The sequence below is a fragment of the Soehngenia saccharolytica DSM 12858 genome, from assembly GCF_059568515.1.
In genome coordinates this window covers 13,315-27,126 of sequence record NZ_JCANTN010000025.1, presented here as the reverse complement: position 1 = coordinate 27,126, position 13,812 = coordinate 13,315, and the positions used below count along the sequence as shown (strand labels likewise).

17 protein-coding genes are annotated in these 13,812 nt (G+C 31.2%); all 17 read left to right on the top strand.

Going from position 1 to position 13,812, the window contains the following annotated elements; all coding sequences use genetic code 11:
- Nucleotides 1–219 precede the first annotated feature (219 nt).
- The 17 genes from BO51_RS07590 (at nucleotide 220) to BO51_RS07510 (ending at nucleotide 13,786) form a co-directional block, all read left to right on the top strand.
- On the top strand, nucleotides 220–909 hold the full coding sequence (locus BO51_RS07590; RefSeq protein ID WP_496485486.1) for a response regulator transcription factor: 690 nt from the start codon (nucleotides 220–222) through the stop codon (nucleotides 907–909).
- Nucleotides 899–2,326: a sensor histidine kinase gene (locus tag BO51_RS07585; protein WP_496485484.1), complete on the top strand. Its 1,428-nt coding sequence runs from the start codon at nucleotides 899–901 to the stop codon at nucleotides 2,324–2,326. Before BO51_RS07590 ends, BO51_RS07585 begins: the two co-directional genes overlap by 11 nt.
- Nucleotides 2,327–2,389: 63 nt before the next feature.
- The gene (locus tag BO51_RS07580; RefSeq protein ID WP_496485483.1) at nucleotides 2,390–2,968 is read left to right on the top strand and encodes an HD domain-containing protein; all 579 of its coding nucleotides are present in this window, start codon (nucleotides 2,390–2,392) and stop codon (nucleotides 2,966–2,968) included.
- A gap of 11 nt (nucleotides 2,969–2,979) precedes the next feature.
- On the top strand, nucleotides 2,980–4,359 hold the full coding sequence (locus BO51_RS07575; protein WP_496485481.1) for a tryptophanase: 1,380 nt from the start codon (nucleotides 2,980–2,982) through the stop codon (nucleotides 4,357–4,359).
- Nucleotides 4,360–4,526: 167 nt separating this feature from the next.
- Nucleotides 4,527–5,129 (top strand): superoxide dismutase, encoded by a 603-nt coding sequence (locus tag BO51_RS07570; protein ID WP_496485479.1) that lies wholly within the window; start codon nucleotides 4,527–4,529, stop codon nucleotides 5,127–5,129.
- A 203-nt stretch (nucleotides 5,130–5,332) separates the two neighbouring features.
- A complete protein-coding gene (locus BO51_RS07565; protein ID WP_496485478.1) occupies nucleotides 5,333–6,331 on the top strand; it encodes an S-layer homology domain-containing protein in 999 nt (332 codons plus the stop codon).
- Nucleotides 6,332–6,346: 15 nt separating this feature from the next.
- On the top strand, nucleotides 6,347–7,240 hold the full coding sequence (locus BO51_RS07560) for a DMT family transporter (protein WP_496485476.1): 894 nt from the start codon (nucleotides 6,347–6,349) through the stop codon (nucleotides 7,238–7,240).
- A gap of 117 nt (nucleotides 7,241–7,357) precedes the next feature.
- The gene (gene fba / locus BO51_RS07555) at nucleotides 7,358–8,293 is read left to right on the top strand and encodes a class II fructose-1,6-bisphosphate aldolase (protein ID WP_496485474.1); all 936 of its coding nucleotides are present in this window, start codon (nucleotides 7,358–7,360) and stop codon (nucleotides 8,291–8,293) included.
- A 107-nt stretch (nucleotides 8,294–8,400) separates the two neighbouring features.
- The gene (locus BO51_RS07550) at nucleotides 8,401–8,781 is read left to right on the top strand and encodes a metallopeptidase family protein (RefSeq protein ID WP_496485472.1); all 381 of its coding nucleotides are present in this window, start codon (nucleotides 8,401–8,403) and stop codon (nucleotides 8,779–8,781) included.
- A gap of 361 nt (nucleotides 8,782–9,142) precedes the next feature.
- On the top strand, nucleotides 9,143–9,454 hold the full coding sequence (gene rplU / locus BO51_RS07545) for a 50S ribosomal protein L21 (protein WP_496485470.1): 312 nt from the start codon (nucleotides 9,143–9,145) through the stop codon (nucleotides 9,452–9,454).
- A 1-nt stretch (nucleotide 9,455) separates the two neighbouring features.
- Nucleotides 9,456–9,803: a ribosomal-processing cysteine protease Prp gene (locus BO51_RS07540; RefSeq protein ID WP_496485468.1), complete on the top strand. Its 348-nt coding sequence runs from the start codon at nucleotides 9,456–9,458 to the stop codon at nucleotides 9,801–9,803.
- Nucleotides 9,804–10,094 (top strand): 50S ribosomal protein L27, encoded by a 291-nt coding sequence (rpmA, locus tag BO51_RS07535; RefSeq protein ID WP_496485467.1) that lies wholly within the window; start codon nucleotides 9,804–9,806, stop codon nucleotides 10,092–10,094. It abuts the gene before it with no gap.
- A gap of 76 nt (nucleotides 10,095–10,170) precedes the next feature.
- Complete coding sequence (gene obgE, locus BO51_RS07530) at nucleotides 10,171–11,442, top strand: GTPase ObgE (protein WP_496485465.1); 1,272 nt, start codon at nucleotides 10,171–10,173, stop codon at nucleotides 11,440–11,442.
- Nucleotides 11,443–11,453: 11 nt separating this feature from the next.
- Entirely contained in the window at nucleotides 11,454–11,744 is a 291-nt protein-coding gene (gene yhbY, locus BO51_RS07525; protein ID WP_496485463.1) for a ribosome assembly RNA-binding protein YhbY, read from the top strand.
- 20 nt (nucleotides 11,745–11,764) lie between these two features.
- On the top strand, nucleotides 11,765–12,379 hold the full coding sequence (gene nadD, locus BO51_RS07520) for a nicotinate-nucleotide adenylyltransferase (RefSeq protein WP_496485461.1): 615 nt from the start codon (nucleotides 11,765–11,767) through the stop codon (nucleotides 12,377–12,379).
- A complete protein-coding gene (gene yqeK, locus BO51_RS07515; RefSeq protein ID WP_496485460.1) occupies nucleotides 12,366–12,932 on the top strand; it encodes a bis(5'-nucleosyl)-tetraphosphatase (symmetrical) YqeK in 567 nt (188 codons plus the stop codon). The genes nadD and yqeK overlap by 14 nt, the downstream gene beginning before the upstream one ends.
- Nucleotides 12,932–13,786: an LCP family protein gene (locus BO51_RS07510; protein WP_496485458.1), complete on the top strand. Its 855-nt coding sequence runs from the start codon at nucleotides 12,932–12,934 to the stop codon at nucleotides 13,784–13,786. Before yqeK ends, BO51_RS07510 begins: the two co-directional genes overlap by 1 nt.
- Nucleotides 13,787–13,812: the final 26 nt, after the last annotated feature.

Genomic DNA, 13,812 nt, shown 5'->3' with positions numbered 1-13,812 from the left:
GTATTTATGCAATTATTTTAGCATATTATAATATATTGTCAATAAATTAACAAGATGTCTATATATTCAGTCAACTTGCCAGATATAGTAAATTTCGAGATTTCTCAAATACGAGGCAAAAATTAATTACATTTATGATATAATTTTATAAAGTTTATTTTCAATTAATTTTCACATGAATTTCAAATTAGATAATTATAATATTAAATAGGTGATGATATGAACAAAATATTAATAGTTGATGATGAGGAAAAGATAAGAGAAGTATTAAAAGAATATGCGGAATTTGAAGGCTATGAAGTGTTCGAAGCGGATGATGGTTTTAAAGCGATGGAGATGGCTAAAAAATATGATTTTTCGATTATCATAATGGATATAATGATGCCAAAATTAGATGGATTTTCAGCCGTAAAAGAAATAAGAAAGACATCTAATGTACCAGTTTTGATGCTTTCGGCAAGATCTGAGGAATATGATAAGTTATTTGGATTTGAATTAGGGATAGATGACTATGTAGTAAAACCTTTTTCTCCTAAAGAAGTAATGGCTAGAGTGAATGCAATATTATCAAGATCAAATAGAGATGCCTTAGAGGATAATTTATTGTTTAGTGGTTTGGAGATTAATTTAGCTGGTAGAGAGGTGTACGTAGATGGCGATAAAATTAGCTTAACACCGAAAGAATATGATTTACTAGTTTATTTAGCTACTAATAAAAACAAAGCCATTAAAAGAGAAACTCTATTAAGCGAAATATGGGGTTATGATTTCTACGGAGATGATAGGACTATAGACACTCATATCAAGATGTTAAGAAACAATTTAAGGAAATACAGGGAATATATTGAAACAATCAGAGGGGTTGGTTATAAATTTAACGAGAAGGCTATGATTAAAGATGAAGATTGATATCGATAAGAATAGATTAAGTTTTAAATTATGGGAATATTTTATGATTTTTGCTTTAATGATCCTAGGATTATTATGGTTACTTCAAATAGTCTTTATGAACAGCTTTTATGAAACTATGAAAATAAAAGAAATTACAAAGATTGGAAACAACTTAGTTGATAAATATAAAACAGAAGATTTTCAGGAAGAGCTAATATCATTATCCTTTAAGCAAGGGATTGTCATCAACATCCTCGACGAATATGGGAATTTAATTTATCCACTTGATATCTTTGATATAATAAAGCAGCCAAAGTTAAATGAAAAACTATTTAACGAATTTTTAAGCAGATTGTATTTATCTAAAAATAACTATGTTGCATATGTTGTAGAAGATGAAAGATTAAATGAATCAACAATTGTATACGGGGCAATTTTAGAAAATGAAGAAGGAAGCAATTATTTTTTATATATCAATGCAATGCTTCAGCCGGTTGATTCAACGACGAAAGTTCTAAAAAATCAACTAATTATAGTAACATTCATAGCATTAATTCTTTCGTTTGGTCTCTCGTTAATCATATCAAGAAAATTATCTAGACCAATTGAGAAGATAACTGACTTATCAAAAGAATTAGCTCTTAGTAATTATGATATAGAATTTGACAAAGGAGAATACACTGAAATAAGTAATTTAGCAAATACTCTAAACATAGCAACAAAAGAATTGTCAAAATCTGAAGAATTGAGAAGGGACTTTCTTGCCAATGTGACCCATGATTTAAAAACACCACTTACTGTAATAAAATCATACGGTGAGTTGATCAGAGATATATCTGGTAAGGATGATGCAAAAAGAGAGAAAAATATTAATATAATAATTGAGGAGACAGATAAGTTAACAAAATTAGTAGATGATTTACTTGAACTGACAAAATTACAAGCTGGACTTAGCAAATTAGATTTAGAGGTTTTTGATTTAGCAGATCTTGCTGAGAATGTTATAGACAGATTCAAATACTTCATTGAAGAACAAGGTTACAGAATCATGCTAGAAAAAACAGGATATACAAAAGTATATGCTGATAAATCCAAAATTCAACAAGTTATTTATAATCTAATCAATAATGCAATTAATTATACTTTAGAGGACAAATTAATCACAATAACAATCGAAGAGGATAAAGATAATGTAATTTTATCAGTGATAGATAGAGGTTCGGGCATTGATAAGGATGAGATTAATTATATTTGGGAAAGATACTATAGATCTGGGAAAAGCCATATTAGAGAGAAAAGCGGTAGTGGAATTGGTTTGTCCATGGTCAAGTCAATAATAATAGCACATGATGGAGAATACGGCGTAGAGAGTGAAATAGGTAAAGGAAGCAAATTTTACTTTAAGATTAAAAAATATACTAATTTTAAAGATTAAAAAGATTGAATTATTACTAAATATTCAGTAAAATTGAATTAACAATCAAAAGGTGGTGGTTTTTTGGAAAAATATATACCTACAAGAGAAGATGCTTATAAATTATTGATTGAATATGTGGAAAATGAAAGCCAAATAAAGCATGCTCTGTCTGTAGAGGCAGTAATGAGGCATTTTGCAAGGCTATTTGGTGAAGATGAAGAAAAGTGGGGAGTAATAGGGTTAATACATGATTTAGATTATGACAAGTATCCTGAACAACATTGTATAATGACTGAAAAAATACTTTTAGAAAAGAATTGGCCAAAAGACTATATAAGAGCTGTAGTAAGTCATGGCTGGAAGCTTTGCACTGATGTGGAGCCAAAAGAGAAAGTAGAAATTGTGTTATATACAATAGATGAATTAACAGGACTTGTAACTGCGACTGCTCTCATGCGACCAAGTAAATCTATATTGGATATGGAAGCAAAATCAGTAAAAAAGAAATGGAATCAAAAATCATTTGCAGCAGGTGTAAATAGAGATGTGATTGAAGAAGGTGCTAACATGTTGGGAATGGATTTGATTGAGGTAATTAGAGAGACGATTGAAGGAATGAAAGAAGTTGCCGATGAAATAGGGTTAAGAGGAAATCTTTAAGGAGGAGAAAAATGAGTAAGTACTATGCTGAACCTTTTAAAATTAAGATGGTTGAACCAATAAAGATTCTTTCAAAAGAAGAGCGAATAAAAAAAATTAAAGACGCTAATTACAATGTTTTTTACTTAAATTCTGATGATGTATATATAGACTTATTAACTGATAGTGGAACTGGTGCAATGAGCGATAATCAATGGGCAGGAGTTATGAAAGGGGACGAATCTTATTCAGGTTCAAGAAGTTATAGACATCTGATAGAAAATGCTAAGGATATTTTTGGCTATGAATTTATACAACCTGTGCATCAAGGAAGAGCTGCAGAAAAAGTTGTAATGCCAATTTTTCTCAGAGCAGGAAAGGTAGCAATTGCCAACATGCATTTCGATACGACAAGAGCCCATGTAGAGTTATCAGGAGCAAGAGCCATCGATTGTGTTATACCCGAAGCTTTAGATACTACTAGCTTTCATCCTTTTAAGGGAAACATGGACAATAAGAGGTTAGTTGAACTAATTGAGCAATATGGGCCTGAAAATGTTGGATTGATTATAATTACAGTTACCAACAACAGTGCAGGCGGACAACCTGTGTCAATGGAAAACATAAGGGAAACATCGCAAATAGCCAAAAAATATAAAATTCCAGTTTGCATAGATGCGGCTAGATATGCAGAAAACTCGTATTTTATTAAAATGAGAGAAAAAGGTTATGAAGATAAATCTATAAAGGAAATTGCTAGGGAAATGTTTAGTTATGCGGATTTGTTCACTATGAGTGCAAAAAAAGATGCAATTGTAAATATGGGTGGATTAGTTGGAGTAAAAAATGATGAGGCTATATTTGAACAGGTTAAAGCGAGAACTATATCATATGAAGGTTTTATTTCATATGGCGGAATGTCTGGAAGAGATATAGAGGCATTGGCAATTGGATTGGAAGAAGGTATAGATATTGATTATTTAAAGTATAGAATAGGTCAAATGGAATATATGGCCGAAAGACTTGATGAAGCGGGAATAGCATATCAATATCCAGTAGGAGGGCATGCTGTATTTATAGATGCTAAGAAATTATTACCTCATATTCCTTACTATGAATTTCCTGCACAAGCATTAGCTGTAGAAATGTATATAGAAGCAGGGGTAAGATGTTGCGATATCGGCTCTTTTATGATGGGCAATGATCCAGACACAAACGAGCAAATAGAATCAGAATTTGAATTTACAAGATTGGCTATACCAAGAAGAGTATATACTAGATCACATTTAGATGTAGTTGTGGACGCCCTTATATCAATTAAAGAAAGAAAGGACAGCATTAAGGGATATAAAATTATTTGGGAACCTCCAGTTCTTAGACACTTCACAGCAAAATTGAAGCCTATAGAATAAATAAGTATATAAAAATAATACTTTCAGTATAAATGTTGGTTGATTGGATGCAAGTGACATTAAACTGAGAGTATTTTTATTTTTCCAAATGATAATGTTTATCAATTAGAAAGTTGGGTAAAAAGTTAATAGACAATAATATATTAATATATAAGGAGTGATTTTAAATGAGTTACAAATTACCAGAATTAAATTATAGTTATGATGCTTTAGAGCCATTCATCGATGCTAGAACTATGGAAATTCATTATACTAAACATCATCAAACTTATATTGACAATCTAAACAAAGCACTTGAAGGAAGAGATGAATATAAAGATATGCCAATTGAAGATTTAATTGCTTCATTAAACACATTGCCAGATGAAATTAAGACTGCTGTAAGAAACAATGGAGGAGGGCACCTGAATCACACAATGTTTTGGCAAATGATGGCACCAAATGCAGGAGGAGAACCAAAAGGTGAACTTGCTGAAAAAATAAATGAGACATTTGGTGGATTTGACAAATTTAAAGAAGAATTTAAGAAAGCAGCACTTGGAAGATTTGGTAGTGGATGGGCATGGTTAGTAGTCGATGAAGGGAAATTGAAAATTGTTTCTACACCAAACCAAGATAATCCAATAACAGATGGATTAAAACCAATTCTCGGCATTGATGTTTGGGAACATGCTTATTATCTAAAATATCAAAACAAAAGAGCAGATTATATTGATGCCTGGTTTAATGTAATTAATTGGGATAAAGTTCTAGAATTCTACAATAAATAAAATAAAAATAGAGGCAAGAAATCTTGCCTCTATTTTTATTTCCAATTTTACAATCCAATTGGTGATTGTAATCATTTATTCACTATTAAATTTTTGATCAATTCTGTTAAAAATTAAATAGATATCATGAATTCTTTATTGAATATCCATTAAATGATATAATAATGATATTACATTGGCAATAAAATAAATGGAGGTATGAGTTGAAAAAAACATTTTATTTATTAATGATATTTCTTATTATTTTTAACATATCGTTCTCAACGATATCAAATGCAAGTTCTTTAAGCATAGGGAAAGCTAAATCCTTATCTGCAACTGTTCAAAACACAAATGATTTACAAATTAAACTGAAATGGAAAAATGATACATTATTAAATCAATACATAAATCAAATTGGGAATAAGAATATTTTTTACCAAGTGAATGTATATGTTAGAAATGGAAACTACGTAGCCTCAAGGAATTTAAATTATAAATATTCGGATGTCATCATAAATAAGGATGGATATGCTGAAGTAAATATTAAATTATCTAGTTTAAAACTCGACTGTAATTATAATGATTTATCTAGTACTTCTTATAATTTCAAAATTAGGTATGGCGTAAATTTAAAAGATATTTTAGGAAGTTACACATATTATGGAAATTATAGTCCTCATGCAGTCATAGGATTAATTTATCCTTATAATTACGCAAGCTCATGGGCAATTAAAGAGTTAGACAAAGCCATGAAATATAATTTAATTACAAATAGAATTTCATCTGATATGGAGGAAATGATATCAAGAGAAGAATTTTGCGAGTTGGCTGTAAGGTATTATGAAAATAAACTTTCTACTACAGCAATTTATGGAACAAATCCATTTAAAGATGTAAATAATATTGAAATACTGAAAGCATATAATTTAGGGATAGTGAAAGGATATCCAGATAAAACTTTTCGCCCAACGCATCCTATTACAAGGGAAGATATTGCAGTAATGGTAGAGAGACTGATTAAATTGACTAATCCAAGCATTAAACCAAATTATAAAACAATAAAAACAGATGAGAAAATATCGAAGTATGCTCTTAATAGCTTTTTATTTATGTATAACGAAGGTATAATTAAAGGCAGTAATGGGAGATTAAATCCATCAGATAATACAACAAGGCAAGAAGCTGTAATTATACTTCTTAGAGCATTTGAAAAATATTAACAATAGAGGTCTAAAATGGATATCATTGGGCAATTATCAGCATTAGGAACTGCATTAAGCTGGACTTTAGTAGGTATTTTTCTAGGGAAATCATCTCCTAGAATTGGCAGTTTTAGTACTAATTTTTTAAAATTGATCTTTGGCTTTGCTTTTTTGAGTATAGCAGTTTTAATAACTCGTGGTATTATTTTTCCTATTGATGCAAGCCTTAAAAATTGGGTATATTTAATGATGTCAGGTTTTGTAGGATTTTTCATAGGAGATTTTTTCATGCTAAAAGCCTATATTGAGATTGGCGTCAGGGTTTCAATGCTTATGATGGCAACAAGCCCACCGTTGACAGCATTACTTGAGTATATTCTCTTTGGTGAATACATATCTATAAAGGATTTTTTTGGGATGATGCTTACATTATTAGGAATATCAATTGTGATACTTAGTAAAGATGTAAATGATGAAAAAATGAAAGTAAAGTATTCAATTAAAGGGTTATTATTTGCTTTTATTGGTGCATTTGGTCAAGCCTTTGGGCTTATACTAAGTAAAGTAGGAATAGAAGGCTTAAATGTTTTTGCAGCTACTCAAATTAGAATAATTGGAGGATTTCTCAGTTTTATAATATTTGCGATATTCAGCGGAGGATTTATTCAATTAAAAAATGCTTTTAAAGATAAGCAGGCAATTAGATATACTGCATTGGGAGCATTCTTTGGGCCATTTATTGGAGTTAGTCTATCACTAGTATCTTTGAAATATATTACTGCAGGAATTTCTTCAACTATCACGTCTATTACTCCGATAACCATAATTCCCTTTTCAAAGAGAATATTTAATGAAAAAATTTCTTCAAGGGAAATAATAGGTGCGATCATATCTGTTTTAGGAGTGGCAATATTATTTATAAATTAATTTTGCGAATCTATTGTGGCAATATATTTTTAATGTGATACTATAATAATAGTAAATTGTATTTTTACTAGATTTATTGGGTATAATAAAAATAATTAAATTAAAGGAGTGAAGAATATGGCATTAGTAACATCGACTGAAATGTTTAAGAAAGCTCAAGCAGGAGGTTATGCTATTGGAGCTTTTAATGTTAACAACATGGAGATTATACAAGGCATTGTAGAAGCTGCAAAAGAAGAACAGTCTGCAATAATATTACAAGTTTCTGCAGGAGCTAGAAAATACGCAAACTCTATTTATCTAAGGAAATTAGTTGAAGCAGCCGTAGAAGACAGCGGATTAGATATTGTTTTACATCTAGATCATGGAGAAAATTTTGAAATCGTTAAGCAATGTATTGCAGATGGATTTACTTCAGTTATGATAGATGCTTCACATTATCCTTTTGAAGAAAACGTAAGAATAACTAAAGAAGTAGTTGACTATGCACATGCTCATGGAGTAGTAGTAGAAGCTGAATTAGGTAGATTAGCAGGTGTTGAAGATGCTGTAAATGTTAAAAAAGAAGATGCCACTTACACTGATCCAGATGAAGCAGTTGAATTTGTTGAAAGAACAGGAGTAGATTCCCTTGCTGTAGCTATTGGCACAAGTCATGGTGCCTATAAATTCAAAGGGGAACCAAAATTGGATTTTGAAAGATTGGAAATTATCGGCAAGAAATTGCCTAATACTCCACTAGTTCTTCACGGAGCATCGACAGTTCTTCCTGAGTTCGTTGAGCTTTGCAACAAGTATGGTGGAAACATCCCAGGTGCTCAAGGAGTACCTGAAGAAATGTTAAGAAAAGCAGCAAGCATGAATGTAGCTAAAATTAACATAGATACTGATTTAAGACTTGCTATGACTGCAGCTATAAGAAAATTTTTATATGAGAATCCTTCAGAATTTGATCCAAGAAAGTATTTAGGACCTGCTAGAGAAGCAATAAAAGGAATGGTTCAACATAAAATTAAGAATGTATTAGGATCAAGTGGATCTAATTTAAAATGATATTTGGGTTTTGGGCATTCAAAGTTATTCATTGAATGCCCTTTGATAAATCTAAAGTTTAGTATTAAATTTAGTATAATTATTAATACATAAGTGAGGAAGAAAATATGGCAGGTTTTCCAAGCATTGAAGAGGTAAATGATATTCTTGATGAGATATCTTTAGAAATCCCAAAGGAATTCTTTAAAGACCTAAATGAGGGAATAGTACTGTTGCCTGAATTTAAGTTTCATAAGATGAGCAAGAAAGAATCTCCTCTTTATGTTTTAGGAGAATACCATAGAAGCATTACTGGAAGACACATTAGAATATACTACGGTTCCTTTGAGAAAGTTTATCCAAATTGTACTAATGAATTTATTCGAGATAAGTTAAAAGAAACTCTATTACATGAATTTACTCATCATTTAGAATCACTAGCTGGAGAATCTGATTTGGAGAAAGAGGACAAGAATCAACTGCGAAAATATTTAAATAGATGGGAATGATTTTTTTTATTTTTGGTGTGTCAATAGTCAGTGAAAATGTCATATATAAAGTATAAAGTTTTATTCTAGGTTTAAAAGCTCAGCAGCTTCACGAATAGTTAATACACCATCAATAGTTTGATTAATAACCCTAAGTCTTGTTATTTCCTTTTGGGTCATATTAAAAATCTCCCTTCTCATACTGTCATTTTATCAGAATAAATTTAATATAACATTATCATAGAATATTTATAACAGTTTAAAAATCCAGCTTGACAATTATTTCATTTTTTGCTAAACTGACAAGGTGGTAAGCCGCTCAATGTGGGTTTAAAGCATAGTCACCTGACATTGGCGAGTCTGGGTAAGAGGAGGTGCACGAATGTACGCGATAATTGAAACAGGTGGTAAACAATATAAAGTCCAAGAAGGCGATATTGTTTATGTAGAAAAACTTCATGCAGAAGAAGGAGAAACTGTTAGTTTCGATAAAGTGCTATTGTTATCTAATGAGAATGGCCTTGTAGCAGGTAAACCTTTTGTAGAAGGTGCTAAAGTTGAAGGAAAAATATTAGATCATGGTAAACAAAAAAAGATAATTGTTTACAAATATAAAGCTAAAAAGAATGAAAGAAGAAAACATGGTCATAGACAACCATTTACTAAAGTACAAATTGAAAAGATCGTAGGATAATATGATTATAGTTAAACTATTTAGAAAAAATAGCATAATTTGTGGATATGAAGTTAAAGGGCATGCAGAATACAAACCATATGGCCAAGATATAGTATGCGCAGGCGTATCGACATTAAGTTATACTGCCCTAAATTCTCTAATAGAAGTTATTAATATTGATATATCTTCAATATACTATAATATAGAGGACGAAGAAGGATATATGTATGTAATGCTCAAAGATAATATTGATTCTTTACATTTACAGGATGCGCAAATTATATTTAAAACATTTCTAACTGGAATCAGACTATTAAACGAAGAATATGATGAATATATATCCATTGAGTTCGAGGAGGTGGATTAAATGATTAAATTGAATTTACAGTTGTTTTCGTCAAAAAAAGGAGTAGGTAGTTCTAAAAACGGCAGGGATAGCGAATCTAAAAGACTTGGAGTAAAAAGAGCTGACGGCCAATTTGTGTTGGCAGGAAATATTCTTGTCAGACAAAGAGGCACAAAAATACATCCAGGGAACAATGTAGGAAAAGGTGGAGATGACACTTTATTTGCAACAGTAGATGGCGTTGTTAAATTCGAAAGAAAAGGCAGAGATAAGAAACAAGTTAGTGTATATCCTCGTGAAGAACTAGCCTAAACTAGCCTAATTTTAAGCTTACCAGTTGGTAAGCTTAAATTTTTAACAAAATAAATATTTTATGAGGATGATGTGTATGTTTATAGATGTAGCAAAAATATATGTGAAAGCGGGAAAAGGCGGCAACGGAGCTGTTGCGTGGAGAAGAGAAAAATACGAGCCTTCTGGAGGTCCATACGGAGGAGATGGAGGGAAAGGCGGGTCTGTAATACTAGTAGCTGATGAAGGCATTAGGACACTGATGGATTATCGATACAAAAGGTCTTACTATGGTCAAAATGGAGAAGACGGAAGAACTAAAAAACAATACGGGAAAGATGGAGAAGATGTTGTATTAAAAGTACCTGTTGGGACTATTGTAAAAGATGAAAATACGGGAAAAGTAATAGTCGATTTAAAGCGACCTGGAGAAAGTTATGTTATAGCAAAAGGCGGTAGAGGAGGAAGGGGCAATGCTAAGTTTGCAACTTCTACTAGACAAGCACCAGGCTTTGCTGAGCCAGGAACTTTAGGGGAAGAAAGAAATATTATTCTAGAACTTAAACTACTAGCCGATGTTGGACTTATAGGGTATCCCAATGTAGGAAAATCAACCTTACTATCTGTTATATCTAAAGCAAAACCCAAAATAGCAAATTATCATTTTACTACTCTAAAACCTAATTTGGGTGTTGTCAGATTAAGCGAAGATAAAAGTTTCATTGTAGCTGATATTCCAGGGCTTATAGAAGGAGCTTCAGCTGGAGTTGGTTTAGGACATGATTTTCTAAGACATGTTGAGAGAACTAGAGTATTGGTACATGTTCTTGATGCTTCAGGTAGTGAAGGAAGAAATCCAATAGAAGATTATTATAAAATTAACGAGGAATTATTCCAGTATAGTGAAAAACTAAAGGATAAAGTTCAAATTATCGCAGCTAATAAAATTGATATTCCATCTTCTCATGATTGGATAGAAGAGATTAAAGCTGAATTTGAACCAAAAGGCATCAAAGTGTTTGAAATTTCAGCAGCCGCCAATAAAGGCATAGATAAATTACTATATGGCATTTGGGACACATTAAGTAAAATTCCTGTCAATTATGATACCTTTGACGAAGAATTTATCGAAGAAGACTTAATTGAAGAAGATAAAGTATTGGTATACAAAGAAAACGGGAAATTTATTGTAGAAGGCAAGAGCATCGAGAGATTGATGCAATCAACCTATATGGATGATTTTGATTCACTGAGATATTTCCAAGATACTTTAAAGAAAAAAGGTATAATTGATAGATTGATAGAGTTAGGTATAGAAGAAGGCGACTCTGTATTTATCTGTGGATATGAATTTGAATTTTTTAATTAGGAGTTGATAATATGATAACTGGGAAGCAAAGAAGTTATCTAAAAAAGATAGCAAACAATACAGAGGCAATTTTCCAAGTAGGGAAAAACGGTCTTACTGATAATTTTATTAAACAAGTAGATGATGCACTTAATGCAAGAGAAATTGTGAAAATAAATGTACTGAGAAATTCAGGCTTAGACCAAGATGAAATAATAGAAGTGTTAGTAACGCAATTAAGAGCAGAATTCGTACAAAATATTGGCCGAAAAATCACAATATATAGAGAATCAAAGGATAAAACAATTAAATTACCAAACTGAGATATTGGGAGATGAGACGGATGCCTATTGGTATTTTGGGAGGGACATTCAATCCTATTCACATTGGACATTTAATCATTGCAGAATATGTTAGACAAGAATATAAACTTGATAGGATTTTGTTTATTCCAAACGGTAACCCTCCTCATAAAAGCTATAAAGATATTATAAATGCCAGATTGCGTTTATTGTTGATTGAGCAAGCAATAATGGATAATTGTCACTTTAATTCGAGCGACATAGAATTGAGATATGATAAAGTTAATTATACAATAGACACACTAAAAACACTCAAATCTCAATATAGTAAAGAAGAACTATTTTTTATAATAGGAACTGATACTTTATTTGAGCTAGATTCTTGGAAAGACTTTGCTGATGTTGCAAAACTGACAAACTTTATAGTATATCAAAGAGCTAGTTACAAAAATAATGATGTAAATAATAGAATAAAAGAATTGGAAAGCAAATATGGTCCAAAGATATTTGAAAGTAAAGGCCCTTATGTTGATATTTCATCAACTCTCATTAGGAATAGGTTATCTATGGGACTTTCAATAAAATATCTCGTTCCTGACTCGATATTAGGAGATGTTATAACAATTTATGGAGGAAAAGGGAATGAATTACGATGAAATCATAAAAAACACACTTGATGAACATAGATATATGCACACCAAAGGAGTTGTAGATACAGCAATTCAATTGGCAGATAAGTACGGCGCCGACAGAGACAAAGCCTTAATAGCGGCTTATCTGCATGACTTTGCTAAACCGCTTGGATATGAGGAATCATTGAAACTAATTGAAAAATTTGGTATAATTCTAGATGAGGAAACTTTAGAAAATCCTGAATTATTACATGCACCACTAGGAATGGCCATTGCCAAATATGAATTTGGCATAAATGATGAAGAAATATTAGATGCTATTAGATACCATACTACTGGTAAGGAAAATATGCCGTTATTGACAAAGATAATTTATCTAGCTGATTTGATTGAACCAAGTCGAAACTTTGATGGTTTAGAAAAGATAAGAGAAGCTGCATATAAAGACTTAAATCAAGCATTAATTATTTCTATGAATAATACTATTGTGTATTTAATAAAGAAAAATCATGTAATACATTCTGATACCTATAAAGCTAGAAATTTCATCATTAGAAATTTGCACAGGGGGAACTAATGAAATCATTTTTCAAGATATTTTTTAAGTGGCTAATATTTTTTGTCGTTTTATTTTTTGTTGTAAATGTAGTTATTGGGACTTCACTTGACGACTCTAACTTAACATTCTTACTAATGGGTGTTGATGCGAGCAATGTCAAAGAAGCTAAGGGGGTTAGATCTGATACTATAATGCTTTTTAACTTAGATAAAAAGAATGATAAGTTATCTATTATGTCGATACCTAGAGATACTCGTACATCAATAGAAGGGAGAAAGTTCAAAGAAAAAGTAAATCATTCTTTTGCCTATGGCGGTCCAGAGTTAACAACAAGTACTGTATCTAATTTATTAGGTGTAGATATCGATTATTATGCAGTGGTAGACTATGACTTAGTCAGTAAATTTATAGATTTAATAGGTGGAGTTGAAATTTATGTCCCGATGGATATGAAATATGATGATCCAACAGCTAATCCACCGCTTCATATTGATTTAAAAGAAGGACAGCAAATATTAGATGGAGATGAAGCACTTCAATATTTGAGATTTAGAAAAGGATATGCAAACGCAGATTTAGGAAGAATAGATGCTCAACAAGAATTTCTAAAAGTAGTAATCGATGATACTCTAAAACTCAGGAATATACCTAAAATTCCCAAGATGGTTCAACTATACAAATCAAATGTTGATACCAATATTTCGGTTACTATGGCTATGAGATATGGATTTAGCATATTTGGTTTAGATTCACTGGATATAGAAACTTATGTACTTCCAGGTAATCCCAAAATGATGAATGGAGTTTCATATTACATTCATGACGAAGAGAAAACTAAAGAGCTTGTAAACCAAATATTTCATCAATATTAGTACAATGTTAGGAGGAGAATAAAAAT